Here is a 25,542-nt window from a genome sequence, read left to right on the forward strand (position 1 = left end):
AGATATGGTTAATTCAGGTTATACTGCAGTAGCTGACCCCGACACAACCGCAAAGGCGCTCGGAAGGGAGATGCCCGTCTCCCCCAAGTTCGCCCGCGAGGTCGCAGGCATGGTCCGCGGAATGAAGCTCGAGACAGCCCAGAGGGCTCTCGAGGAAGTGATCGAGAAGAAGAGGCCCGTTCCCCTTAAGAGATACAATAAGAGAGTATCTCACAAGGCGGGAGTCGGACCCGGAAGATACCCCGTCAAGGCGGCCAAGGCCATCCTAAGCGTCATCGACAGCGCAGCTGCGAACGCAGAGTTCAAGGGTCTGGACACATCCAACCTGGCCATCGCGACCATCTCTGTTTCCAGAGGACAGGTCATCCCCGGACACATGCCCAGGGCACACGGCCGTGCGACGGAGTGGAACCAGGACACGATCAACGTAGAAGTCATCCTCCAGGAGGTTGAGTGAAATGGCAGCAGAGAGAAAGATCGTTGCCGAGCACGTCCGCAGGGTTCTCCTCAAGGAGTACCTCATGAAGGAGGTAAGCCGTGCGGGATTCGGAGGACTCGACGTCCAGAGGACACCCATGGGAACCCGTGTCATCCTCACGACCGAGAGGCCCGGGCTCGTCATCGGAAGGCGCGGTCAGACAATCAAGAATCTGACCCAGGTAATTGAGGAGCAGTTCGGATTCGACAACCCCCAGATCGAGGTCCAGGAAGTCCAGAACGCCAGCCTCAACGCACAGATCATGGCCGAGAAGCTTGCCTTCTCCCTCGAGAGGGGATGGCACTTCCGCAGAGCTGGACACTCCACGGTCCGCAGGATCATGGATTCCGGAGCTCGCGGATGCTACATCATCGTGGCAGGAAAGCTCTCCGGTCAGAGGCACAGAACCGAGAAGTTCAAAGAGGGTAACATCAAATTCTGTGGAGAGACGAAGGCCCAGTTCATCGAGCATGGATATGCGGTCGCTAAGCTCAAGATGGGAGTTATCGGAGTTACCGTCGAGATCATGGTCAAGGACGCAAAGATGCCCGCGGACATCACAGTCTTGAACAAGACTGAGGCCGCAGCAGTGCTCCCTGACCTCTTCAACGCACCCGCACCTGTCGAGGCACCCGCCGAGGCAGAGGCACCCGTAGCAGAGGAGGTCGAGTGACCATGTCCGGACTCAAAACAGCAGACATCAGGAACATGTCCGTCGAGGAGCGCAACCAGAAACTGAAAGAGCTCCGCGACGAGCTGATGCACGAGAGGGGAGTCTCCGCCATGGGCGGTGCCCCCTCGAGCCCCGGAGCCATCAAGGCTCTCAGGCTCAACATCGCACGCATCCTGACCGTCCAGAAGGAGGAGGAAAAAATCTGATGGCTGAGATTTGCCCAGTATGTGGATTGCCTAAGGAACTCTGCATGTGCGAGGAGATCGCACGCGAGCAGCAGACCGTAAGGATCTCAGTCGACAGCCGCAGGTACGGAAAGATGGTCACTGTCATCGACGGAATCGATGAGAATGACATCGACATCGGAGACCTGGCGAAACAGCTGAAGAACAAATGCGCCGCCGGCGGAACATACAAGGACGGACGCATCGAACTCCAGGGAGACCACAAGAAGAAAGTGAAGCTCGTCCTGGAGGACATGGGATTCCGCACAGAGGTAAGATGAAAGATAATCTCTTCATGAGAACTGAGCTCATTGGATTGGACGTGGAAGTGCTGTCTTCACCATACTCGGGAATATCCGGTAAGGTGGTTGACGAGACGAAGAACACGTTTACCATCGATTCGGCCGGAACTGAGAGAATGGTACCCAAGTCAGGCAATGAGTTCAGGTTCACATATGAAGGCAGAACAATCGACATCATCGGATCAAAGATAGTTTACCGACCAGAGGACAGAATCAAGAAGGTTAGGTGAATAAAAATGACAGCAAAAATCAAGGACATCGGAATCGACGTCGTCCCTCCAACTTCGGAGTGCAATGACCCCAACTGCCCCTTCCACGGGACACTGGGAGTCCGCGGACAGACGATCGACGGAGTAGTTGCCACGGTCAGGATGAACAAGACCGTCGTGGTAGAGCGCAACTACCTCAGGTACATGCACAAATACGAGAGGTACGAGAAGAAATCGAGCAGGTACGTCGCACACGCGGCACCCTGCCTCGGTCTCAAGGTCGGAGACAGGGTCACAATTGCCGAGTGCAGGCCCCTGTCCAAGACAGTAACTTTCGCAGTCATCGAGAAGAAGGAGTGATCTAAATGAAGGGAATTGCCGGAAATCAGACAAGGGGACTTCAGAACGGATCCCAGCTCGATGTCATCGACAACACAGGCGCCAAAGTGATCGAGATCATCACGGTCCCCGGTTACCACGGCACAGCAAGAAGGGTCCCCTCCGCAGGAGTCGGAGACCTCGTAATCGCATCGGTCAAGAAGGGAACGCCCGCAATGAGGAGACAGATCGTATTCGCGGTCATCGTCCGCCAGAGGCGCCCCATGAGGAGACCCGATGGAACCATGGTCTTCTTCGAGGACAACGCAGCGGTCATCACCACTGAGACCGGAGAAGTCAAGGGAACAGACATCAAAGGCCCCGTAGCCAGGGAAGCCGCCGAGAGGTGGCCCCGTGTATCCGCTACCGCCAGCACGATCATCTGAGGTGTGAAGCATGGTTAGCAGCAAAGCAAGGGTACAGAGGAAGGCACAGGCCAACGCAACCGCGCACGTGAAGAGGAAGATGCTCTCCGCGCACCTCAGCGACGAGCTCCGTGAGAAGTACGGAAAGCGCGCCGCAAGGGTCTGCAAGGGAGACACCGTCATCGTCGTCCGCGGAAACGAAGACATCAGGAACATCGAGGGCAAGGTCATCAACGTCTACACCAAGACAGGCCGCGTCGCCATTGAGGGAATCACCATCAAGCAGGCGGACGGAACCGAGGCCGAGCGCCCCATCCACGCATCCAACCTGGTCATCACCAAGTTGAACACAGAGGATGCCTGGAGGATGGATTCACTGTCGAAGAAGGAGGCTAAAGAATGAGCGACCACATGAAAAGATTGGCAGCGCCCAGGTCATGGCCCCTGAAGAGGAAGGTCAACGTCTTCATCGCGAAGCAGACCGCCGGAGCACACCCCATCGAGGACTCCATGGCAGCCGTGACCGTTCTCAGGGACATGATCGAAGCATGTGACACCGCCAGGGAAGCTAAGAAGATCATCGGGAACCGCGAGCTGTTCGTGAACGGCAGGGCCGTCAAGGACCCCAAGGCACCGGTAGGATTCATGGATGCGATCAGCATCCCCAAGATGGATCTCTACTACCGCATGCTGATCACGGACAAGGGAAAACTCACCCTCGTGCCCATCTCCAAGGATGAGGCAGCATGGGGACTCTACAGGATCCAGGACAAGACACTCGTCAAGGGTGGCAAGTTCCAGCTCAACCTCAGCGGAGGAAAGAACATCCTGTTGGACAAGAACGAGTACAAGTGCGGCGACAGCCTGAAGGTCCAGTACGACGGACAGAAGATCCTGGAGTGCTTCCCCTTCGCAGCCGGCAACACCGTCCTGATCAAGGAGGGAGCCCAGTCCGGTAAGGTCAAGACCCTGAAAGAGGTCCAGATCATACGCGGATCCGCACCCAACGTCGTGGTCTTCTCCGACGACACACAGACCATCGTGGACAACTGCTTCGTAATCGGAGCGGACAAGCCCGCAATCACAATGCCGGAGGCATCCGAATGAGCACAATGAGAGATCTCCACGTGGAGAAGGTCGTCGTGAACATCGGTGTCGGCGAGGCCGGAGAGAGGCTCGCCAAGGCAGAGAAGGTCCTCGAGATGGTAACGAAGCAGAAACCCGTCGAGACACTGTCCAAGACGGTCAACAGGGATCTCGGTATCCGTGAGGGAATGCCCCTCGGATGCAAGGTCACCCTCAGGGGAGACTCCGCTGTCGACTTCGTCAAGCAGGCTCTCGCAATCAGGGAGATGCGCGTGCCCGAGTACTCCTTCGACCAGGAGGGCAACATGTCCTTCGGTATCTCCGACTACACCGACTTCGAGGGTATGAAGTACGACCCCGAGATCGGAATCTTCGGAATGGATATCAGCGTCGTTCTCAGGAGGCCCGGAAACAGGATCACACAGAGGGCCCTCCTCAAGAGGAGGATCCCCAAGTCCCATCGCGTCGGACGCGATGAGGCGATCCAGTACATGAAAGACAACTTCCAGATCGAGGTGGTCCAGTGAAAGTGAACACACAGAAACCCAAGAAACAGTTCGGAAGATCCATTGGATGCACCCGCTGCGGACGCCGCAGAGGAATCATCAGGAGATACGGAATGCATCTGTGCCGCCAGTGCTTCAGGGACATGGCCCCAGAGCTCGGTTTCAAGAAGTATTCGTGAGGTGTCATAAATGCAGAGCGATCCACTTAACGACGCAATGTGCGTCATAAAGAACGCATCCGTAAACGGAAAGGCGGAGTGTACAATCGAGCCCTCGTCAAAGCTCATCGGCCGCGTGCTGAAGGTTATGCAGGACTACGGTTACATCAGTCAGTTCGAGTACGTCGAGGATGGAAAGGCAGGCAAATTCCACGTCATGCTCGAAGGAGCGATCAACGACTGTGGTGTAATCAAACCCAGGTACTCCGTCAAGGTCACCGAGGTCGAGAAGGTCGAGGCAAGGTTCTTGCCCGCCCAGGACTTCGGACTCCTGATCATGACGACCACCGCCGGTGTGATCACCCAGGAGCGCGCCAAAGAGCTCGGAATCGGCGGAAAACTGTTAGCCTATGTGTACTGAGGAATAAAGATGACAATTGCAGGGAAAATCGAAAGCACCATCGCTATCCCCGGTGGGGTATCCGTCACATACGACGCAGGTACCATGAAGGTCAAAGGACCTAAGGGAGAATTAAGCAGAAACTTCGCGTACCCTAACATAACTATTGCCGTCGGAGAGGGAGAAGTCAGCGTCAGCTGCGAGTACCCCAGAGTTAAGGACAAGGCCATGGTCGGAACCTTCGTCGCCCACATCAACAACATGGTGAAGGGTGTCACAGAGGGATTCAAGTACGACCTGAAGATCGTGTTCTCACACTTCCCGATGAAAGTTGCTGTTAAAGGCGACCGCGTTGAGATCAACAACTACATGGGAGGACACGCCCCCCGTTACGCCAACATCGTAAGGGGATGCACTGTCAAGATCTCAGGTCAGGATGTCACCGTAGAGGGAATCGACATCGAGGCCTGCGGACAGACAGCGGCCAACCTCGAGAAGGCCACCCAGAGGGGAGGCTTCGATAAGAGGGTCTTCGAGGACGGAATATACATCGTCGGCAAATCGCACAAGGTGAGACAATGACCGTGAAAGATTTCAAGGACCTTCCCGGAATGAAGGACGACAACATCGAGGAGCTCAAGGCCATCGGCATCAACACCGTCGAGGAGCTCAAGGCCGCGGTCAACGACGACGCAAAGGCAAAGGAGGTCATCAAGACCCTGTCCGGAGTCGGACCCAAGACAGTCGCCAACTGGAAGGCAGCATTCGAGGGAGAGGCACCCGCAAAGAAGGAGCCCGCCAAGAAGGAAGCCGTCAAGGAGGAGCCCGTCGAGGCAGTCACAGTCGAGGCCACCGGCGAGTACACAGTGAAGAAGAAGGCGGAGATCGACCCCGAGACCGCTGACGCTCTTGCCAAGAGGGCAATCATCTCCGGAAGGAGGCCCGCTTTCAAGAGGCAGGAGTGGTTCAGATACGCCAAGTTCAAGGACTCCACATGGAGGAAGCCCAAGGGAATCCACTCCAAGATGAAGAGGAGGCTCAAGAGGCGCGGACCCATAGTGGACATCGGTTTCCGCGGACCCGCAGAGGTCAGGGGACTCCACCCGTCGGGATTCGAGGAGGTCCTCGTCTACAACGTGGACGGATTGGACAACATCGACCCGAAGAAGCAGGCGGTCCGTATCGGCGGAACCGTCGGATCGAAGAAGAGAGCCGCAATCGAGGACAGGGCCGACGAGCTCGGAATCAGGGTCCTCAACAGGATGGTGTGAACATGTCCGATCTGAAGAACCAGAGAAGAATGGCAGCAGAGATCCTGAAGTGCGGTGAGAACAGAGTCTGGATCAACCCCGAGAAGATGGAGGAGGTCGAGGACTGCATCACACGCGCAGACGTCCGCACAGCGATCGCATCCGGTCTCATCAAGGCGAAGGCGAAGAACGGAACCTCGAAGGGAAGGATAAGATACGTGCAGGGACAGAAGGCCAGCGGAAAGAGGAAGGGACCCGGTTCCAGGAAGGGAACGGCGAACGCCCGTGTCCGCGACAAGGAGCGCTGGATGGCCACAATCAGGCCCATCCGTGACGAGCTGAAGACCCTCAGGGCCGACGGCAAGATCTCACCCTCCGTGTACAGGCTCTACTACAGGAAAGCCAAGGGAGGAATGTTCAAGTCCCGCAGGCACCTTAAGCAGCACATGATCGCTGCTGGACACCTCAAGGAGGAGATCTGATGGCAACAGGACCTAGATACAAAGTCGCATTCCGCAGGAGAAGAGAGCTCCGCACCGACTACTACACCCGCAAGAAGCTCCTCACAGCGAGAGAGACCAGGGCCGTAGTAAGGAGGTCAAGCAGGAACATCTCGATCCAGTTCGCGGACTTCACCATGGGTGGCGACAACATCATCGCAACGGCCACCACGAAGGACCTGAAGAAGATGGGCTGGGAGTACTCCTGTTCGTCCATCCCCGCAGCGTACCTCGTAGGATACCTTGCAGGAAAGAGAGCAATGAAAGAAGGCGTCGAGTACGCAGTCCTCGACATCGGAATGCAGCACGTGCAGCACGGCGGAGTTCTCTTCGCAACAGTTGCCGGAATGACCGATGCAGGACTCGAGGTGCCCCACAGCGAGGACGTCCTCCCCGATGAGGACAGGCTCAAGGGAAAGCACATCGATGATGCGATCGAGGCCGCAATCGACAGCATGAAACAGAAGATGGAGGCTGAGTAAAATGACTGACTGGGTTCCTAAGACAAGACTCGGACAGATGGTCCTCAACGGCGAGATCACAACGATGAGCGACGCCCTGGCGACCAAACTGCCTCTCCGTGAGCCCGAGATCGTGGACATCCTGCTCCCCGACCTTCAGGACGAGGTCATCGACCTGAACATGGTCCAGAGGATGACCGACTCCGGAAGGAGGGTCAGGTTCGCAGTTACCTGTATCGTTGGTAACGGCGACGGATTCATCGGCTACGGCAGGGCCAAGGGAAAAGAGGTCGGACCTTCCATCAAGAAGGCTATCGACAACGCGAAACTGAACATCATCGAGATCAAGAGGGGCTGCGGTTCCTGGCAGTGCGGATGTGGAAACCCCCACAGTCTGCCCTTCGAGGTACAGGGATCCACCGGATCCGTCACCGTCACCCTCAAGCCCGCACCCCGCGGTGTGTCGCTGGCAGTCGGAGACGTCGCAAAGAGTCTCCTGACCCTTGCCGGTGTCCACGACGCATGGGGATTCGCAAGGGGCAACACGAAGACCAAGGTCAACTACGCCATGGCAACCTTCGAGGCCCTGAAGATGACGTCCAGGATGAGGGTCACCGATGACCAGGCCAAGAACCTGAACATCGTATCCGGCCCCACTGGAATCAAGTTCGCAGAGACCGATGTCGACGCACAGGAGGAGTGAAGATGACATACGTAGTTATCCGTGTCCGCGGTCAGCCCGATGTGAACTACAACATCGAGCACACCATGGGACTCCTGGGCCTCAACAAGGTCAACAACGCGGCCGTCATCCCCGAGAACCCCTCGACAAAGGGAATGCTGCAGGTAGTCAAGGACTACTGCACATGGGGAGAGATCGACGAGTCAACACTCGCTTCGCTGATCCGCGAGCGCGGAAAGGTCGTAGGCGACGCACCCATAGACGACGAGTACCTCAAGGCTCACTCCGAGTTCGGCTCCGTCTATGAGTTCGCGAAGGCGATTATCGAGAACAACTACAAGATGAGGGATGTCGAGGGCGTCAAGCCCATCTTCCGTCTCCATCCTCCCATCAAGGGATACGAGGGCAACAAGCGTTCCTTCCAGAACGGCGGAGCCCTTGGATACAGGGGAGCGAAGATCAACGATCTCGTCAACAGGATGATCTGAGGTGTGAAAGATGCCAAGCAGAACCAAGAAATTCAGAGGATACAGGACCCACGGACGCGGTAAGAAGTCCGGACGTGGAGCAGGTATCATCGGTGGTCACGGTATGGCCGGATACGGCAAGACCGGAAAGATCGGGATGCTGAAGGAGGACAGGAACTACTTCGGCCGCCACGGCTTCAAGAGACCTCAATGCACTGTAGAAGCGAACCGCACTATCAACGTCGGCGAGCTGAACGAGAAGATCGAGACATTCGTGACGATGGGCTTCGCCAAGAAAGAGGGCGACGCCTATCAGCTCGACCTCACAGAGGCCGGCATCGACAAGCTCCTGGGCAACGGGAACATCGACATCGCTGTCAACGTGACAGTCGAGTCGGTCTCCGGAAAGGCCCGCGAGAAGATCGAGGCCGCAGGCGGATCGATCGCCGAGTGAAGATATCGGGAAGGTAGAAGAGATGGAAGAGACACAGAGTCTGCTCTACAGGATAAAGCCCTTTTCGGACAGGTTGCCCTCCGTCAAGAGGCCTGAAGGCCACGTGCACTTCAGGACCAAGATGATGTGGGTGATCGTCGTATTGGTGGTCTACTTCGTGATGACGAACGTGTACCTTTACGGTCTGGACAGGGAGTCCATGCTGGACATGTTCGCACAGTACAGGACTATCATGGCAGGAGCTTCCGGATCGCTACTGCAGCTCGGTATCGGACCGATCGTCACTGCATCAATCATAATGCAGTTGTTCGTCGGTGCAAAAATCATCAAACTGGACCTCTCGAAGCGCGAGGACAAGGCCTGCTATCAGTCCGTCCTCAAGCTGCTGGTCATCGTGATGATCGTCTTCGAGGCCATCCCGCAGGTTGCGGGATACCTCACCCCCTCCAGCGGCCTCACCGCCGCAATCGGAGGAATGGGAGGAAGGCTCATCCTGGTGCTGCAGCTCTTCGTGGGATCCTACATAATCTTCATGATGGATGAGGTGGTGTCCAAGTGGGGTATCGGAAGCGGTATCTCCCTGTTCATCGCCGCAGGAGTGGCCCAGCAGCTGTTCACAGGTACGTTCAACTGGGAGATGGTCTCCATGGGATCAACGGATGTCCCCGGAGGAACGATCCCAAGAGCGATCTACTATGTGTTCACGCTGTCGCCGGCAGAGATGTCCTCGTACGGATACGAGTCCCTGTTCTTGGGAAGCCCCAACCCGGTAATCGCGTTGGTGGGTACGTTGGTCATCTTCTTCGTGGTGGCATATCTGGAATCGACACGTATCGAGCTGCCTCTCTCCCACGGCAACGCCAGGGGAGCACGCGGCCGTTACCCAATCAAGCTCCTGTACGCAAGCAACATCCCCGTCATCCTGATGTCCGCACTGCTCGCAATCGTGAGCATGGTCGCACTGCTGCTGTACAGCAACAGCTTCCTCAGCAGTATCCCGCTGATCGGAGGAAACTCCGCCATAGGATACTTCGAGGAGGGCTCGACAACAGCCGCAGGCGGATTGGCATGGTACCTGTCCGCACCGCAAGGACTATCCAGCTGGCTGATGCCCATACTGGACCCCGCCACATACGGCGACGGTCTGCACGGGCCCCTGCAGCACATAGCCCACGTGGCCATATACTTCACAGTGATGGTCATGGGTTCGATCCTGTTCGCCAAGTTCTGGGTGGAGACCACCAACCTCGGTCCCGAGTCGGTCGCCAAGCAGATTCAGAAGAGCGGTATGCAGATGCCCGGATTCCGTCGCGACCCCCGTGTACTGAAGCGTGTTCTGGAGAGGTACATCCCCACGATCACGATCATGTCGGGAGCAATCGTCGGAGCACTTGCGGCATTCGCGGATATGGTCGGAACCACAGGAAACGCCAGCGGAACCGGAGTTCTGCTGACCGTGGGTATCATCATCCACTTCTACGAGGCCATGGGCCGCGAGCAGATGATGGAGATGAACCCCATGATGAGGGAATTCTTCGGCGGAGAGTGAGCGAATGGCTAACCCAGGCAGTCCAGAGAACATGAGAGCAATCAACGCAGCAGGCACTCAGTCAGCGGGTCCCAACATGACCCGCATGATGATCGCCATGCTCGTGCTCATGGGTGTCTCCATGGTCACCATCCAGTTCAGGATGCAGATCGGAGCGGCCCTGGATGTCGTGTTCCAATTCGTTGCATTCGACGGGAAATATCCCGTCATCTCCATCATGCTTGTCTGTACCATCGCCATCCTGATCACAACAACGATCAGGAGTCTGATGCAGGACCCCATGGCCCAGGCCAGGAACCAGCAGATTCAGAGCGAGTTCAACAAGGAATTCCGTCAGGCGAGGATCGAGAACAACCTCTACAAGATGAAGAAGCTGGAGGCAGAGCAGCCCAGGATGATGGAGGCTTCGATGCAGCAGAGCACGGACATGATGAAGATCATGCCCATCACGATGCTGATATTCATCCCCATCATCGCTTGGGCATGGTACTTCCTCAGCACAGGAACCATCGACGAGCCCGGAAAGTACTTCCAGCCCGGCAATGAGCCCATCGTGGACCTTCCCTGGTGCTCCAACGTCGACCTGAACGGAACGCTGTTCCTCTCCATCCCAGTGTGGTTCGTCGTTTACATGATGATTTCGATGCCTGTATCGCAGATCGAGAACAGATTGATCAGGCTCTATCTCCTGAAGAAGGAGCTAGCGAGACTCGATTCAGAAGTCAAGAGAGCTGAGATCGAATGAGAATAACCATAAGCGGTCCTCCCGGATCCGGGAAGTCGACCGCCTGCAGCAAGCTTTCCGAGGAGCTCGGACTCGAAGCAGTGATCTTCGGGAAGATCTTCAGGGAGCTTGCTGCAGAAAAAAACCTTACACTTTCCGAGCTCGGCGCGATCGCCGAGAAGGACCCTTCTATCGACAAGATGATCGACTCGAGGATACTGGACATCGCCAGGGCCAACGAGGACATCATCCTGGAATCCAGGCTTTCAGCCTACATGTGCGCACGCAACGGAATCCCCGCTCTGAAGATCTATCTGGACGCCAGTCCTGACGTCCGCATGGCCCGCATCGGGCTGCGCGAGGGGGAGACCGAGGAGGAGGCGCGCGCCAAGACCATCGACCGTCAGAGGTCGGAGGCCAAGAGGTACAAGATGTACTACGACATAGACATCGAGGACCTGAGCGTCTACGACCTGATCGTCAACACGGATGAACTGGATCCCGACCAGGTGGTCGAGAAGATCCTCGAGGCTGTGAGGTCGAGATGATCGTAAAGGACCCGGACGCCATCCCCGACAAGTGGGGGAAGAGGCCTTCGGACCGTACGGTCGGAGAGCTGCTGAGAGGCGGCGTTATCATTCTTGACAAGCCCTCTGGCCCCACGTCGCACCAGGCGACGGCATGGGTGAGGGATGCATTGAAGGCCGATAAGGTCGGCCATGGGGGAACGCTCGACCCTTATGTGAGCGGAGTCCTTCCAGTGACGCTCGGCAAGGCCACGCGCCTGACGGACATCGTCCTGTCATCGGACAAGGAGTACATCTGCCTGATGAGATTGCATGGCGACCGTCCGGAGAAGAGGATCAAGGAGGTCTTCGCAGAGTTCGTCGGGAAGATCTACCAGCTTCCTCCCGTCAGGTCGTCCATCAAGCGCCAGCTGAGGATCAGGACCATCAAGGAACTCGAGGTCCTGGACATCAGGGGAAGGGACATACTGTTCAGGATGGCCTGCGATGCCGGAACCTATGCGAGGACATTATGCGTCGATATCGGAGACGTCCTTGGATGCGGGGCCAACATGGTCGAGCTCAGGAGGTCCAGGTCGGGCAAGATGACCGAGGAACGCGCACAGACGCTCCAGGATATCAAGGATGCCTATGTGCTGTGGCAGCAGAACGGCCGTGAGGATTGGCTCAGGAGCATGATCCTGCCCATGGAAGTCTTGGTCGAGCCGCTGCCGAAGATCGTCGTGAAGGCCACTGCGGTGGACGCTGTCTGCCACGGGGCAGACCTGAACATCTCCGGGATTCACATGCTGGACGAGGACATCAGGAAGAACGCCCTCGTAGCGATGATGACCGCACGCGGGGAGCTCATCGCCATCGGAAGGATGGCCATGTCGACCTCCAAGATAATGGCCACATCCCAAGGCAAGGCGGTCGACACGGAGAGGGTCTTCATGGACGAGGGCCATTATCCCCGCATGTGGAAGTATTCCACGGATCTCGATGAGCTCAAGGAAGAGCCCGTGTTCCCGGAATGAACCGTTCGCAACCAAGTTCTATATCCCACATAGCCGATTACGATAGCGATCGTCATGTCGTTTTTCGAGAAGAGGACGCAGGTGTACGGGCCGGAGAAGGTCCAGATAGGTCAGTTCGACCCCACCGCCGACGGTTTCTACCGCAACGTGGTCACAATCCCTCTGACGGTCAAACCCAACCATTTGCTGTACGTGAAGGTCACATCGGACAATCCGGTGGATGTCGTCGTCGCAAGGGACAACGGCTCCGCCGTGCAGCACAAGGACAGGCAGAGGGATGTCACCATGGGCCCGTATCCGACGGAGAAGGCCAAGAGCATGGGGATAATCGTCGGAGTGTTCCGCGGCGATACCGCTGAAGCGACGATAGAGGCGTGGATGGAGAGGAAATGAGCTCCAAGAAGGTCAAAGGATTCTCATTCACAGGCGATTCCAGGAGGATATCGCTCATGAGGCGTTCGGACAGGAACACGCTGGCGCTGTTCATCTTCCTGTTCGTGGCTTCCGCTGCGGCATACCTCTACCTGACGTTCATCGAGGGAAGATTCACCGTCTATGCCGGCATGCCCATACTGGCCGTACCCTTCTTCGTGGTAGGTCTGATATTCTATGTGGTCAACCGCAGGTATTACGCCGGGCTGTTCATCATCGGGATATCGGCGATAGCGTTCTTCGTGCTGCCGTACAGCGTGCTGTTCATATTGTATCTTCTAGTGTGCGCCGAGGGAGTGGCCACCATGGTGGAGATCATACAGAGGATGATCTTCTACAGGATCATGTCCACCGTGGAGAGGGTGAACATCAAGAAGAGCATGACATTCATGGACAGGGTGGTGGTGTTCTTCTTCAACATACCCGTCGACCTGGATACGAGGAACCTGCTCATAGACAGGAACGTCTCCAGGAACAAGCTCCCCTGGAAGGACATGGCCTACACCATGATGCTGGCGCTGCTGTTCTGCATGTTCATATGGATCTACATGTTCCTGAACCCGTCGTTCTCCCCGGAGACGCACGGTGTCCCCATCTACACGTTCACGATCATCCTGTACCTGTCCATGGCGGTGATGCCCTGGACGATCTTCAGCTCTCTGAATGTCAGGATCGGCACGGAGTACAGGGACTTCAGTCTGTACACCGGATTCCTGGAGACATTCAAGAGGATGTTCCTGCCGGTTTTCGCGGCGATAATATTCCTCGGAATAGCCCTGACGGCGGATGCCAACAGCCTTTACTACATCGGCATGTCGTTGCTGATGATCGTGGCGATGATAGTGTTCACGTCCGTGATGTACTACACCAGCAACGAGATGGTCGTGGTAAACGATATCCTGGACAAATGGGGCGATTTCCAGCCTACAGAGATGTATTCGGGTTATTCCCCTAAGGAGGCCAGATCCTCTCTGGATGACGGAATCCCAGGGACTCCCAGAAGGGATCCCTCCGAGTGCTTCCTGCCGGATCTCAGGAGTCGTAGCCGCCGCTGAACTTCGGGTTCAACTGCCCCGGTGCGTTCAGGGAGCTTATGATGGGCATGAAGACCTGTCCCGATGACATGCCCGGAGTCTTGTTAAGACCGATGATCTCGGGCTCATGGTAATTGGTGATGATCACCTGATACCTCTGGACATCATCCTCGATCTGGACTACGGGGACCTCCAATGCCTTCAGGGTATCCAGGACGGTGTCGGCCATGGATTGGATCTCCTCAGGGGTGATCTCGTCCTTGAGCCTTATGAAGAAAGTGTGCTCAAGGCTCTCAGCGTTGAAGATGTACTCGACATCGGAATCCGTGAGTATCTCCTTGAACCTCTTGCCCTTGTCGTCCTCCGGCGCCAGTTCGAGCATGCGCTTCTTCCATGTCACCGGTATGTCCAGGTAGATTGCCTCCGTTCCGAGTATCTTCCACATGTTTCGTAGAATGGCAAGGGGGTATTTGTAACGTCGGGTGGACATCTTTGGATGTCCCATCTTGAATAGTATTTAAAAGACATGAAATTAATAGACTTAAAATAATGTCAAATTGTGATATTAATTACAATTTAATCAATGTTGATTATTTGTCAATCTATCTCAGTAGGTTCGATTTCAGATTCAGGGATTTGCAATTTTTGATAAATTTGTACGGTTATAACAGTACAAATTAAAAAAGAATTTAAATAGTGTACTGTTATATTATACCATATGGATGAGAAACTCGTACCACGTCCAGTTTACCAGGAGTTGCTTATGAGGTCGGTATCCACGCCGATGATCAAGGTTCTGGTGGGGATGAGGCGTACGGGCAAGTCCATGCTGATGAAGTTATTCCTTCAGGATCTGGTATCCTCAGGCGTCGCCAGGTCCGCGATCTACTACCGTAAGTTCGACGATGAATTGGAAGAGGAGAGGCCCGATCTGCGTGGATTGATCGATGACGTCAGATCGAAGATCGATGTTGGCAAGGGGGCCTTTGTCCTTTTGGATGAGATGCAGGATATAGAAGGATGGGAACGGGCTGTGGAATCGTTCTACGAGGCGGGAGCAGACGTCTATATCACAGGATCCAATGCCACGATGCTATCATCGCAATTGGCCACCGGACTTTCGGGGAGATTCGTGGAGATCAATGTGTATCCTCTCACATTCAGGGAGTTCGTGGAATTCAGGAGGAACCGGGGTGACACATCCGGTGAAGACGAGCTCCTGAGGAGATTCCAGCAGACGGGTTCTCTTCCGGCGATAGCACTGATGGACGAGGATGAGACCGATCTCATAGATATGATGCTCACGGGCATATTCAACACCGTCTTCGTGAAAGATGTGGTCCAGAGGAACGAGATCAGGAACAGCGCTAAGATCTACAATCTCAATCGTTTTATGCTGCGCAATATCGGCGACAGGGTATCCGTGAGATCCGCGGCGGGATATCTAACCAGCACAGCCACCAAGACAAACCCCGAAACGGTGGATTCATACATATCGATGTTAGAGGCAGCAATGCTCTTCTATCGTGCCAAAAGGATGGATTCCGGAACGAAGGACTATCTTCGCACCAGCGAGAAATTCTACAGCACCGACATCGGTATCAGGAACGTGCTCGTACCGCCTCATCCTGATGATATAGATGGGATTATGGAGAACATAGTGTTCATGGAACTGAAGAAGAGATACGGGACGGTCTGTACATATGATGTGGATGGACGTGAGGTGGACTTTGCCGTATGGGCTCCTAAGCATAAGGCGTACTACCAGGTCTGTTCCGATATTACATCCATGGATACGCTGAAGAGGGAGCTCGCGCCGCTCAGGTCGATTGACGATAATTATCCGAAATACATCATATGCAAGGGTAAAATCCCGTTTGATGATGTGGACGGTATAAGGATAGTGGACTACGATGATTGGGTAAAGGAACCGTATTGACAGGTTTCCCTTCAATCATCCTGAAGGTTGTTGTACTCAGTACCTATCTCGCTCATCAGCCCGAGGACCTTGTTGCCTTTCTCAGTGAGGGAGATCGTCTTGGTGTTGTGCATGAGCGGACCCTTCTCCTCTAGCAGATGATGTCCGATGAGCTCGTTCAGTTCGTCTATGACATTCTGTCCTTTGGTCCCTAGATAATCGTAAATGTCCGATTTCTTGCATGGGCCCCTGTCATGCACGCAGGTGAGAATCAGATAGGCATACCTATCCAGAGGTAGCGGAACCTCCATAACCAAGAACTGTACTGTCAATACTTAATCCTAATGTCAGTTTCCATTTTTATTAGAAACTGTAAAATATGATTCAGCCCCTTTTGAGGAACATAATGATGGATTTATGTTCGGATCCGTCGGGAGTCTTTCAATGGTTGAGCAAGTGACAAGTTCGATACCTATCGGTAAGAAGATAGACGAGAGGGACAACATATGGGCGAACCCACACACCTTCGAGGAGCTCCCGGAGGAGGTAAGGAGGTATCTGGCGGATAGGAGGAACAAGACCGGCGACAAGAGGACGACCCTGCAGAGGCTGGAGGGGAAGCACGTCCTGAGCCTGATCGTGTATCTCAACTCCATGTCGCCGGTGACCAAGAGCGACATCTACAACGATGTGGCGAGGCATGCCAACATGGTCGCCAAGCTAAAGGAGCTGGAGGACATGGAGCTGATCCAGATCTACTGCTCCGGGAGGACCAACACAAACATCGTCATCATCACCCAGAAGGGCAGGGAGGTGGCGGAGAGGATCTCCCGCATGGTGGACATAATCGACGGCAGAGAGGAGATGATCTGATCTTTTCTATTCTCCGCTGAGTCGGGGTTTCTTTTTTCTGTTGTTTTTCATCATTTGCGAAATATGCAAGGGCATTGCGTCTCGGGTTACGATGGTAATTCGGGACCGTTCTAATACCGCATTCCGATTGTTATGATTCGACCGATTCTTTCGTTCCCGAAGGATGTTAGGGGCCTGGGGGAACAAGGATGGTCTCGCGGTAAAAGGCCCGCACGGATCTGTATAATGGGTTTGGATCCGTGTAGGACTGACCGAGGATTTTCGACATCGCCCATCCATCCGGTGGGAACCCGATTCAGTGGCCGAGTAGCCGTTGAAAGGAGAAATGAGTAATGAATACAAAAACGACAAAGTTTTTGGCGGTCCTGGCGGTTCTCGCCATGGCTTTCGCGGTCATCGCACCTGCGGAGCAGGACGACGCGGCTTCTATAGTGATAGACGATTTGACACCTATCACAGACGGTGCCACGCTCGATTCCACAAGTGGATATTATTATGCGAACTCGAACGTGAAAGTGAAGATAGATGCGACAAGCATTGACGAAGCCGGATGGGCAGCCATTAAGAGTGGCACCTATACTGACGCAGTTAAGATCATCATCCTAAAAGGATGCACCGTCGAAATCGAGAACATCGGAACTGCGACCAATGAAAACCCCGCTATTTCCGCATGGGTCGCTCTCACCGAAGAGGCAGGCACCACTAGCGGAACGAAGAAAGTGACGACATATGCGGACGCATCGGACAGGAACCTTTGGTTCGATGTCGGAGATAAATCCACCTTACAGACAGTACAGGTAGGAAGCGACTGGAGAATCTACCTCGGACCTACATCGAGTGAACTCAACATTGATAGCAGCGCTGTAGGAGTGACTGGAGATTGGAAGACATGCCCAATCAATCTCAAGACTGACACGGATTCTGTGCTCATAGCCATTAACCTCACCGCCGAAATACATTCGGAGACTACAGACGGTACGACATTCAAGGTGACCAAGTTCTCAGGAGAGATTTCTTATGTTGATTCTACAACCTTATCCATCGACAAGTGGACTTCGGGAGATATCGAAGTCGTGAAATCTGTCGACTCCACCCTGAACTCAGACATAAGCACGGGATCGACTCTATACATTGATTCAGGTGCTACTATAACTGCGTCAACAGAATTTACCAACAATGGTACGATCAACATCAAACAGACAAAGGACTCGACTGGAGTAGCTGAGGTCGGAATCTTCACCCTGAACGTTAATATGGTCAACAACGGTGTTATCAATAATCTTGGAAAATTTGATCAGGATGGAAATATCACCAATGAGGGAAAGATCACAACTGGAGAAGACGGTGTAAAGGTGACATGGGCCCCTACTAGCGGTGAGGTTATCAATAACGGTACATTCACATTCAAAGAGACCATAGCCGGGTCTGGTGTTGTATTCTCTTCAGAGAGCACCGGAGAGGTGAGGAACCAGGCAGCATCCAACAAGGATGTCAGCGGAGTACTCACATCAGATACGTACGGGTGGAACCAGAGTGCGACCATTATTGCGAGCTCTACCCTCACAGGAAGACTTACGCTGGACGGACTCCTCACTATCAACGAGGGTGTCACCCTTACCATCACCGGAAGTGGAGAGATCGTTCTTGACAGCCCTCAGTCTGTCATCGTCAACAACGGAACGATCGTCATTCAGAACAACATGGGAATCGACAACCAGAAGGGATTCATCTACAACTACGGTAAGATGACCCTCAGCGACCCCAGTACCAGCGTATCACAAGATTCGCCCACTCTTGCTCTTGGAGTAACTATTGAAACCATCAACTATGCCGCATTCGTGAAGAACTACGGAACGATCACCAACAGTGTCGGATACGTTGCAGTAAATGAGAAAGGTTCCTTCATGAATCAGTCTGGAGCATCTTTCATTAGCAATTCCTTCCTCTATCTCGGCGATGGTGCACTCATCTCCAATGCAGGAAAGATTCAGATCGATGGTACCGTTGACGCCAGTGGTGCAGACCAGGCAATTGCCCTGACCGACAAGGACGCCACCGTCCAGATTGTCGGGCTGATCCTTCCAGACGGAGGATTGACAATCACCAACAAGACCGGTGTCGACGGTGCTGTCGGAAGTGTCGTTCTGGCGACGACAAAATATTCTGATCACACCGATCTCATCACGGGCCTTAACGTTGCGACATATGACAAAGGAAAGGCACTGATTGTCTCCGGCAATGTCTCGCTTTACAGCGATACATACGGACAGACCGTCTCCGAGAGTTACACCATCACTCTTAAGGGTACTACCGCTTACATCGGCGACTTGACCCTTCAGGAGAAGGTTCTCCTTGCCGGAGAGAATAAGACTTTCAAGGTCGTGGGAACACTCGTTGCCGCCAACCCCGGTTCTGCAGCCATTCAGGACATGGACGCTACCGGAACCATCACGGTCGACGGTAAGATCATAACGAATGTCTCGCCTCTCTCTGGATATAAAAATCTCAACGCAGCCATGTATCAGACGATCAGCGAGAGCTTCATCAAGACCTACTACTACACCACACTCCCGAACGCGGTCGCCGAGGCATCCGATCTCGGAGTCGCAGAGGTCACAATATACGGAAGTCTGGAGGTCAAATCCGATCTCACCATCCCCGCACCACTCATCGTGAAGAATCAGGGAATCTTGACAATCAAGGACGGAGCGAACGTCACCGTCGCCGATGGTGCTGAGCTCAACAACGGCGGAACAATAAATGTCGACGGTTCCCTGTATGCCTACAAGATCGAGGACATCAGTGGAAACACGACATCCATCGCCATCGTCAGCGATGTCAAGGTTGTTGGAAGCGAGGACGTACTCTACACCAACCTGTACAGTGCGCTCGAAACCGCAGAGGCAGGGGACACGGTCGTCATAACGAAGGACGATGGAAGCGCTGTCAAGCTCTCCAAGGACACGACCATACCTGTTGGAGTGACCCTTGACACCAACGAGAAGGCTCTCGATACCAACGGTAAGAAACTGATTGTCAACGGTACACTTGCACTGTATGCGGCAGGATCATTCACCAGCTATGAGGATGTCACACTCAACGGATATATTGTCAGCGATGACCAGAGGACATACAGCACCACTGGTCTCGCCGGAGCCTATTATTCCACGGATGTCGGCAGTGTCGACAGGTACTACATCGCAGGCATCAAGAACCTGGCGGACATCACCGCTTCCGGTGTCACCGAGATAGAGGTCCGCGGAGAAATCAGCACCGCTGCGATTGCATTCTCGGGTGCAGAGGAGACGGTTACCGTCACCTTCTACGACAACGTCGATGTGACCACCATGACTGCCACCAAGGCAGTGGTCGTGTTCAACTCTGGCTCCACAGTCAAGTCGACTGTAACCGACGGAGACAACTCTGTCGCCCTTGTCGGAGATGTTCCTACGGCTAAGACCCTCGAGGTCACACTCGGGGACAAGTTCAAGGTCGGAGGAGACTTCAACGCAGTCACGACCGAGGCATCCAAGTACGTCTTCACCCTGTCCGGAGCGAGCACCATCGATGCTCTGAACGTCTACAACCTGAGGGTCGACGGAACCGCCACCACGGCCGGAGCTGTCGTCATCGTCAACGACCTTGTCGTCACCGGCAGTCTTACCGTGGCAGAGGGAAAGACCCTGACCGCGAAGAACGCGATGGTTACCGGGTCCATCGATGCTATCGGCGCCGCGACAATCACCAACGTGACCATCGGATCCACATCCAACGCCGTCAAGGCGGTCGCGGATGTGAGCGGAAAGGTCACCGCTACCGTTGTCGTCCTGTTCGCAGGTAACACCGTCGACAGTGAGATCATCGAGGACATGAAGTTCACCGAGTTCTACGTTGACGGAAAGCTCTGGTTCACCGTCTACAGCAACGGACTGGTCGAGCTCAACGACCTCACGGTTCCCGTGACCGACGCCATTGCGCACCCCGGTCACTATGACGACCTCATAGTCGGCGAGGACGGAAAGCTCTCCGGAACCCTCACTCCTGGAGACAAGGCATCATGCGATCTTGCGGTGGATTATGAGATCTACAACGTGACCATCATAACCGATGCCGGAATCAAGGCCGTTTACATCAACGGAAAGGTCATGGCCTCTCCCCCTTCCGGACTCAACGACTTCACTCTCTTGGGCATCGAGGCGGGTACCTACAAGGTCACCTACACCCTGCTCAACGGATACGAAGGATCCGCTCAGCTCTACACCGCTGACGGAACCATCCTTGAGGATAATTCGTTCGTCCTGTCCGGAACCGATGCAGACGATCTGAACGTGACCTTCCAGCTTATCGGAACCGAGAAGGAGGTCCCCTCCGGACCTACCCCGGAAGAGCAGTCCGAGTGGACCGTTACCACCATACTCCTGCTCATCCTTGTGATCCTGATCGCCATCATGGCCGTCATCGTCGCACTCAGGCTCAACAGGAGCTGAGCGTTAGATAATCAAGGATGAACGAACACCAACAACCACAAACCAAACAGGGCCCTTCGGGGCCCATTTACTCAGATTGGGACCCCGTTGTTGAACAGGATCACGTCCCTTCCTTCGAAACCATCTCTGATATCGTCGTTGTAACCGGATACCGAGAACATGCAGTAGACCTTCCTGTAATCGCCCAGCTCTTTCACATCCCCAGCCTTGGAAACCAGAGAGTTCAGGACGCTTATGCCCAGAGGCCTCTCCGTGAAATTGCATTCGCATACATATGCCGTTTTGTTCCTGTTGTCCAGGGCGATAAGGTCGATCTCCCCGTTGCCCCAGTACTTCCCGTATCTTGCATGCACGCCCTTTTCGAGAAGGTAGCTGCGCAGCTCCTTCCTGCAGATGCCCTCGAACACGAAGGCGACGTGCGCATCGACGAAATGCTCCTCCAGGTCATCCAGGGCGGTCTCCGGCTCCTCTTTCAGGATATTTCTCCTGTACGGGTACACGAAGCGGAACCAGAACTGCGTGAAGCTGTCCGCTATCACGTACTGCCCGTTCCTGCTGTGCTCCGGGGACTTCTCGGTGATTGGAGATATCCTCTCCACCATGCCGACATCCATCAGTCTCCTGATGTACGGAAGCACCTCTGAGGAGGGAGCCTGGACGGCGCTGGTGAGCTTCTCCGCGGTACGGTTTCCGTTGGCGATCGCCCTCATGTACGTGTTGTAGCTGGAAAGATTGGAGAACTCGCTCCTGAGGAGATACTCCCCCTCGTTCAGGAGGGGTGCCCCCAGGGACAGGGATGATGATACCGCGTTCTCCTTCGGGGTGAGACCGTCCCTCATGAGCATCATGTAGTAGGGGACTCCTCCGGTGATCGAGTACTCCTCCACAGCTGTGCGGTAAGGCTTTCCCCTTATGGTGTCCCGGAACGGGAGCGGCATCAGGGTGAGGTCCCCCGTCCCCCTGCCGTGCAGGGGGCTGTCCTCTTCGGAGTAGCTCTTCATGGATGCCAGGGACGAGCCGCACAGGATGAGCATGACGTTCTCCTTGGACAGGTAAGTGTCCCAAAGGCCTTGGATCGTCTTGAGGAGGTCCCTGTCGGCACGTACGGCATAGGGGAACTCATCGATGACGATGATCTTCCTTCCTGGCCTGTTGGAGACATAGGTCTTCAGGGCATCCTTCCAATTCGTGAACCTCAGTCCTTGGATGCCCGCGGACTCCGATACGGCATCTGAAAGGCTCTGGAGGATGGATTCGGAGGTCTCCTTATCCACCTCGAAGTACAGGCTCTCCTTGTCTTTGATGAATTCCTCGACGAGCCTGCTCTTGCCCACGCGGCGTCTCCCCTTGATGAACACCAGGGGATGCGGCATCCTGTACTGCTCCTCTAGGAATTCCATCTCCTGTCTTCTGCCGATGAAGTCCATGCACATGCTACGTTTCCTCCGTAAAAAAGGTTTTTGTTAATTGAAAAAATTTTAATTTAAAAAATTTTCAATTATTTTTGATGTTAGGATTTTCCTCTGAATTGGTATGTTCCAGCAAAGGGAAAGTGAGCACATCGCCGGAGTAGTCTTCATCAGATAATACAAACTCTCGGTCGCCCCGTATAGTGGAAATGAAGGTAACGAATAACGTTTCCATTGCACGCCTCACTCCCCGTCCGTGCCCGCGCACGGCTTTATTAATAAGTAACAGATAACCTGCCATCATGCCAGAGGAATTCACTGTCACCCCATGGGAGGTCAAGGGGGACATCGACTACGACCTGCTGATGCAGAAGTTCGGAACCAGTCCGATAGACGATGCCCTCATGGACAGGCTGTCCACGTACGGCGACCTCCACCCGATGCTCAAGCGCGGTATATTCTACACCCACCGCGACATGCTCTGGCTGCTGAACGAGTACGACAAGGGGAACAGGTTTACGATCTACACCGGGAGGGGACCCTCAGGGAACACCCATCTCGGACACCTGATGCCGTGGATGTTCAACAAGTGGATGCAGGACACGTTCGGCGTGAACATGATCTTCCAGATGACCAACGACGAGAAGTTCCTGTTCAAGGACATGGAGCTGAAGGAGACCACCGACATGGCCTACCAGAACGCCCTGGACTTCATAGCGCTGGGATTCGATCCCAAGAAGACGAGGATCATCGTCAACACGAAGAACATCGACAAGCTGTACCCGATCGCCCTGAGTGTGGCGAAGAAGGTCACCTTCTCCACCGCCAAGGCGGTGTTCGGATTCGACAACTCCACGAACATCGGATCGATATTCTTCACCGCCATGCAGTCGGCCCCGGCGTTCCTGCCCTCGGTCGATGCAGGTAAACAGGTGCCCGTGGTCATTCCCTGTGGTATCGACCAGGATCCCCACTTCAGGGTCTGCAGGGACGTCGCTCCGGGGTTGGGATTCCCCAAGCCCTCGCTGATCTGCTGCAAGATGATGCCTGGCCTTTCCGGCGGGGACAAGATGTCATCCTCGGACGAGAACGCCACCATATACACCACCGATACCCCCAAGCAGGTCAAGAAGAAGGTCGGCAGGGCTTTCACCGGCGGATGCGTCAGCGTGGAGGAGCAGAGGGAGAAGGGCGGAAACCCCGAGGTCTGCGCCGTATTCAAGTACAACTACTACATGTTCGAGCACGACGATGCCGAACTGAACGAGATGGCACGCAAGTGCCGCAGCGGAGAGGTGCTCTGCGGGGAATGCAAGATGTGCCTCACCGAGAAGATCAATGTCTTCCTCGAGCAGCATCAGGACAAGAGGGAGAAGGCAAAGGACGTCATCGCGGAGATGGCGTACGACGGATTCGAATGGTGATCCCATGGTAAGCGCTGAGATTCTGGAAGGATTGAGCTACAACGAGAAGAGACTGCTGCTGGCGCTGGGCGCCAGGGGAGGCTCCGCCTCTCCTGCGGAGCTCATAGCGGATAAGCAGTTCGGTCTGGAGGTCGAGGTCATGGGAGCCGCCTCCTGGCTGGAGTCCAAGGAGCTGGCTAGGATCACCGAGAGGGTGGAGAAGTTCATCGTCCTGACGGATGAATCCATAGTCTCCACCGGGCTTCCCGAGAGGACCGCGGTAGTGAAGATCAACGAAGCGGGCGGAAGGATGGACATGGACGCCCTCGCGGAGCAGATGCCCGGAGGAATGGACAAGGTCGCCGTCGGATGGCTTAAGAGGAAGGCATTGGCGGACATCGTCGCCGAGGGCGACAGGAAGTTCCTGGTGCTCACCGACAAGGGGAAGGCTGTGCTCAATGAGGAGATGCCCGAGGAGGCGTTCCTCAAGAGGCTGGCCGAGAACCCCGTGCCCGAAGCGGAGGCTGACAAGAACATCGTCAAGGACCTCAAGGGCAGGAAGGGAATGATCGGCGAGAAGGTCGTTACCGAGAGGAGCATCGCACTCACCGACCTCGGAAAGGAGGTCGCCAACTCAGGATTGGAGCTGAAGGAGGAGGTCACCGAGGTGACCGACCGTCTCATCCAGTCGGGAGAATGGAAGAACGCCGAGTTCAGGAAATACGACATACAGACGTTCGCTCCCGCTATCGTCCCTGCGAAGAAGCACCCGCTGTCCAGGCTCGGTGCGGAGATCCGCAGGATGTTCACCGACATGGGATTCACAGAGATGTCATCTGAGTACGTCCAGCCATCGTTCTGGAATCTCGATGTCCTCTTCACGCCGCAGGACCATCCCGCGAGGGACCTGCAGGATACATTCTATCTGGAGAGGCCGAAGGCCATCCACATCGACGACGAGGAGCTCGTCGCCAAGATCAAGGCGATCCACGAGAACGGCGGGGACACCGGTTCCACTGGATGGGGAGGCAAATGGTCCAGGGAGATGGCGGAGTCCGCGCTCCTCAGGACGCACAGCACCTGCTCGTCCATCAGGTACATCGCGGCCCATCCGGATGCACCGCAGAAGGCGTTCTCGATATCCAGGATATTCAGGAACGAATCCATCGATTCCACCCATCTTCCGGAGTTCACCCAGATCGAGGGAATCGTCATCGACGAGAAGGCGGACTTCAACATGCTGATCTCGATGATCAAGGAGTTCTACAGCAAGATGGGATTCGACCAGATCCGCATCCGTCCGGCGTACTTCCCGTACACCGAGCCGTCGCTGGAGATAGAGGTCTTCTTCAACGGAAAGTGGATGGAGCTCGGAGGAGCGGGCATGTTCAGGCCAGAGGTCCTGGCGCCGTTCGGAGTCAAGACGCCTGTGCTCGCATGGGGATTCGGATTCGAGAGGCTCGCCATGCTGAAATGGGACATCAGGGACATCAGGGACCTGTACATCTCCGACATCGACACCCTCAAGAAGAACACCGTGTTCTGAGGGCACGTAATCCGAGACCATATCCATCAGC

General features: G+C 55.0%; 33 protein-coding genes. 30 read left to right on the forward strand and 3 right to left on the reverse strand.

The window, feature by feature from the left end; genetic code table 11:
• Positions 1-4 precede the first annotated feature (4 nt).
• The 25 genes from PED39_04465 to PED39_04585 are packed head-to-tail and all read left to right on the forward strand — an operon-like array spanning position 5 to position 13,896.
• The gene (locus PED39_04465) at positions 5-457 is read left to right on the forward strand and encodes a 50S ribosomal protein L22 (GenBank protein WII06844.1); all 453 of its coding nucleotides are present in this window, start codon (positions 5-7) and stop codon (positions 455-457) included.
• A gap of 1 nt (position 458) precedes the next feature.
• Complete coding sequence (locus PED39_04470) at positions 459-1,151, forward strand: 30S ribosomal protein S3 (protein ID WII06845.1); 693 nt, start codon at positions 459-461, stop codon at positions 1,149-1,151.
• Positions 1,152-1,153: 2 nt separating this feature from the next.
• Positions 1,154-1,357 carry a 50S ribosomal protein L29 gene (rpmC, locus tag PED39_04475; GenBank protein WII06846.1) on the forward strand — a complete coding sequence of 68 codons (204 nt, stop codon included), beginning with the start codon at positions 1,154-1,156 and terminating at the stop codon, positions 1,355-1,357.
• The gene (gene yciH, locus PED39_04480) at positions 1,357-1,656 is read left to right on the forward strand and encodes a stress response translation initiation inhibitor YciH (GenBank protein ID WII06847.1); all 300 of its coding nucleotides are present in this window, start codon (positions 1,357-1,359) and stop codon (positions 1,654-1,656) included. Before rpmC ends, yciH begins: the two co-directional genes overlap by 1 nt.
• Positions 1,653-1,907: a ribonuclease P protein subunit gene (locus tag PED39_04485; protein ID WII06848.1), complete on the forward strand. Its 255-nt coding sequence runs from the start codon at positions 1,653-1,655 to the stop codon at positions 1,905-1,907. The genes yciH and PED39_04485 overlap by 4 nt, the downstream gene beginning before the upstream one ends.
• Positions 1,908-1,913: 6 nt before the next feature.
• Positions 1,914-2,246 (forward strand): 30S ribosomal protein S17, encoded by a 333-nt coding sequence (locus tag PED39_04490; GenBank protein ID WII06849.1) that lies wholly within the window; start codon positions 1,914-1,916, stop codon positions 2,244-2,246.
• Positions 2,247-2,251: 5 nt separating this feature from the next.
• Complete coding sequence (locus PED39_04495) at positions 2,252-2,650, forward strand: 50S ribosomal protein L14 (protein ID WII06850.1); 399 nt, start codon at positions 2,252-2,254, stop codon at positions 2,648-2,650.
• A gap of 10 nt (positions 2,651-2,660) precedes the next feature.
• A complete protein-coding gene (gene rplX / locus PED39_04500) occupies positions 2,661-3,032 on the forward strand; it encodes a 50S ribosomal protein L24 (GenBank protein ID WII06851.1) in 372 nt (123 codons plus the stop codon).
• Entirely contained in the window at positions 3,029-3,736 is a 708-nt protein-coding gene (locus PED39_04505; GenBank protein WII06852.1) for a 30S ribosomal protein S4e, read from the forward strand. Before rplX ends, PED39_04505 begins: the two co-directional genes overlap by 4 nt.
• The gene (locus PED39_04510) at positions 3,733-4,242 is read left to right on the forward strand and encodes a 50S ribosomal protein L5 (protein WII06853.1); all 510 of its coding nucleotides are present in this window, start codon (positions 3,733-3,735) and stop codon (positions 4,240-4,242) included. The genes PED39_04505 and PED39_04510 overlap by 4 nt, the downstream gene beginning before the upstream one ends.
• Complete coding sequence (locus tag PED39_04515; GenBank protein WII06854.1) at positions 4,239-4,400, forward strand: 30S ribosomal protein S14; 162 nt, start codon at positions 4,239-4,241, stop codon at positions 4,398-4,400. The genes PED39_04510 and PED39_04515 overlap by 4 nt, the downstream gene beginning before the upstream one ends.
• Before the next feature lie 10 nt (positions 4,401-4,410).
• The gene (locus PED39_04520; GenBank protein WII06855.1) at positions 4,411-4,800 is read left to right on the forward strand and encodes a 30S ribosomal protein S8; all 390 of its coding nucleotides are present in this window, start codon (positions 4,411-4,413) and stop codon (positions 4,798-4,800) included.
• 9 nt (positions 4,801-4,809) lie between these two features.
• Positions 4,810-5,361: a 50S ribosomal protein L6 gene (locus PED39_04525; protein ID WII06856.1), complete on the forward strand. Its 552-nt coding sequence runs from the start codon at positions 4,810-4,812 to the stop codon at positions 5,359-5,361.
• Entirely contained in the window at positions 5,358-6,050 is a 693-nt protein-coding gene (locus PED39_04530) for a 50S ribosomal protein L32e (GenBank protein WII06857.1), read from the forward strand. Before PED39_04525 ends, PED39_04530 begins: the two co-directional genes overlap by 4 nt.
• A gap of 2 nt (positions 6,051-6,052) precedes the next feature.
• The gene (locus tag PED39_04535) at positions 6,053-6,511 is read left to right on the forward strand and encodes a 50S ribosomal protein L19e (GenBank protein ID WII06858.1); all 459 of its coding nucleotides are present in this window, start codon (positions 6,053-6,055) and stop codon (positions 6,509-6,511) included.
• The gene (locus PED39_04540) at positions 6,511-7,011 is read left to right on the forward strand and encodes a 50S ribosomal protein L18 (GenBank protein WII06859.1); all 501 of its coding nucleotides are present in this window, start codon (positions 6,511-6,513) and stop codon (positions 7,009-7,011) included. The genes PED39_04535 and PED39_04540 overlap by 1 nt, the downstream gene beginning before the upstream one ends.
• A 1-nt stretch (position 7,012) precedes the next feature.
• On the forward strand, positions 7,013-7,693 hold the full coding sequence (locus PED39_04545) for a 30S ribosomal protein S5 (protein ID WII06860.1): 681 nt from the start codon (positions 7,013-7,015) through the stop codon (positions 7,691-7,693).
• A gap of 2 nt (positions 7,694-7,695) precedes the next feature.
• Entirely contained in the window at positions 7,696-8,160 is a 465-nt protein-coding gene (locus PED39_04550) for a 50S ribosomal protein L30 (GenBank protein WII06861.1), read from the forward strand.
• A gap of 10 nt (positions 8,161-8,170) precedes the next feature.
• Positions 8,171-8,593 (forward strand): uL15 family ribosomal protein, encoded by a 423-nt coding sequence (locus tag PED39_04555; GenBank protein ID WII06862.1) that lies wholly within the window; start codon positions 8,171-8,173, stop codon positions 8,591-8,593.
• A gap of 22 nt (positions 8,594-8,615) precedes the next feature.
• Positions 8,616-10,142, forward strand: coding sequence for a preprotein translocase subunit SecY (gene secY / locus PED39_04560; GenBank protein ID WII06863.1), 1,527 nt, complete (start codon positions 8,616-8,618; stop codon positions 10,140-10,142).
• Positions 10,143-10,146: 4 nt separating this feature from the next.
• On the forward strand, positions 10,147-10,887 hold the full coding sequence (locus PED39_04565; GenBank protein WII06864.1) for an EMC3/TMCO1 family protein: 741 nt from the start codon (positions 10,147-10,149) through the stop codon (positions 10,885-10,887).
• Positions 10,884-11,414, forward strand: coding sequence for an AAA family ATPase (locus PED39_04570; protein WII06865.1), 531 nt, complete (start codon positions 10,884-10,886; stop codon positions 11,412-11,414). Before PED39_04565 ends, PED39_04570 begins: the two co-directional genes overlap by 4 nt.
• Positions 11,411-12,409, forward strand: a complete 999-nt coding sequence (locus tag PED39_04575; GenBank protein WII06866.1) for an RNA-guided pseudouridylation complex pseudouridine synthase subunit Cbf5 — start codon at positions 11,411-11,413, stop codon at positions 12,407-12,409. The genes PED39_04570 and PED39_04575 overlap by 4 nt, the downstream gene beginning before the upstream one ends.
• A gap of 54 nt (positions 12,410-12,463) precedes the next feature.
• A complete protein-coding gene (locus tag PED39_04580; GenBank protein WII06867.1) occupies positions 12,464-12,802 on the forward strand; it encodes a hypothetical protein in 339 nt (112 codons plus the stop codon).
• Positions 12,799-13,896, forward strand: a complete 1,098-nt coding sequence (locus PED39_04585) for a hypothetical protein (GenBank protein WII06868.1) — start codon at positions 12,799-12,801, stop codon at positions 13,894-13,896. The genes PED39_04580 and PED39_04585 overlap by 4 nt, the downstream gene beginning before the upstream one ends.
• On the opposite strand, the gene PED39_04590 is transcribed toward PED39_04585, so the two are convergent.
• Entirely contained in the window at positions 13,874-14,320 is a 447-nt protein-coding gene (locus PED39_04590; protein ID WII06869.1) for a hypothetical protein, read from the reverse strand. The genes PED39_04585 and PED39_04590 overlap by 23 nt on opposite strands.
• A gap of 273 nt (positions 14,321-14,593) precedes the next feature.
• Between PED39_04590 and PED39_04595 the strand changes: the two genes are divergently transcribed.
• A complete protein-coding gene (locus tag PED39_04595; GenBank protein ID WII06870.1) occupies positions 14,594-15,814 on the forward strand; it encodes an ATP-binding protein in 1,221 nt (406 codons plus the stop codon).
• A gap of 11 nt (positions 15,815-15,825) precedes the next feature.
• Here the strand turns inward: PED39_04595 and PED39_04600 are convergent, their stop codons facing one another.
• Positions 15,826-16,104 carry a hypothetical protein gene (locus PED39_04600; GenBank protein WII06871.1) on the reverse strand — a complete coding sequence of 93 codons (279 nt, stop codon included), beginning with the start codon at positions 16,102-16,104 and terminating at the stop codon, positions 15,826-15,828.
• Positions 16,105-16,237: 133 nt separating this feature from the next.
• Between PED39_04600 and PED39_04605 the strand changes: the two genes are divergently transcribed.
• Entirely contained in the window at positions 16,238-16,666 is a 429-nt protein-coding gene (locus PED39_04605) for a hypothetical protein (protein ID WII06872.1), read from the forward strand.
• Between the two features lie 332 nt (positions 16,667-16,998).
• Positions 16,999-21,153 (forward strand): hypothetical protein, encoded by a 4,155-nt coding sequence (locus PED39_04610; protein WII06873.1) that lies wholly within the window; start codon positions 16,999-17,001, stop codon positions 21,151-21,153.
• A gap of 71 nt (positions 21,154-21,224) precedes the next feature.
• On the opposite strand, the gene PED39_04615 is transcribed toward PED39_04610, so the two are convergent.
• A complete protein-coding gene (locus PED39_04615) occupies positions 21,225-22,580 on the reverse strand; it encodes an ATP-binding protein (GenBank protein WII06874.1) in 1,356 nt (451 codons plus the stop codon).
• Positions 22,581-22,864: 284 nt separating this feature from the next.
• Here PED39_04615 and PED39_04620 point away from each other — a divergent pair, with 284 nt between their 5' ends.
• On the forward strand, positions 22,865-23,986 hold the full coding sequence (locus PED39_04620; protein WII06875.1) for a tryptophan--tRNA ligase: 1,122 nt from the start codon (positions 22,865-22,867) through the stop codon (positions 23,984-23,986).
• Between the two features lie 4 nt (positions 23,987-23,990).
• The gene (locus tag PED39_04625) at positions 23,991-25,511 is read left to right on the forward strand and encodes a phenylalanine--tRNA ligase subunit alpha (GenBank protein WII06876.1); all 1,521 of its coding nucleotides are present in this window, start codon (positions 23,991-23,993) and stop codon (positions 25,509-25,511) included.
• Positions 25,512-25,542: the final 31 nt, after the last annotated feature.

The organism is Methanomassiliicoccales archaeon LGM-RCC1 (assembly GCA_030168575.1).
In the GTDB taxonomy this organism is placed as follows: domain Archaea; phylum Thermoplasmatota; class Thermoplasmata; order Methanomassiliicoccales; family Methanomethylophilaceae; genus Methanoprimaticola.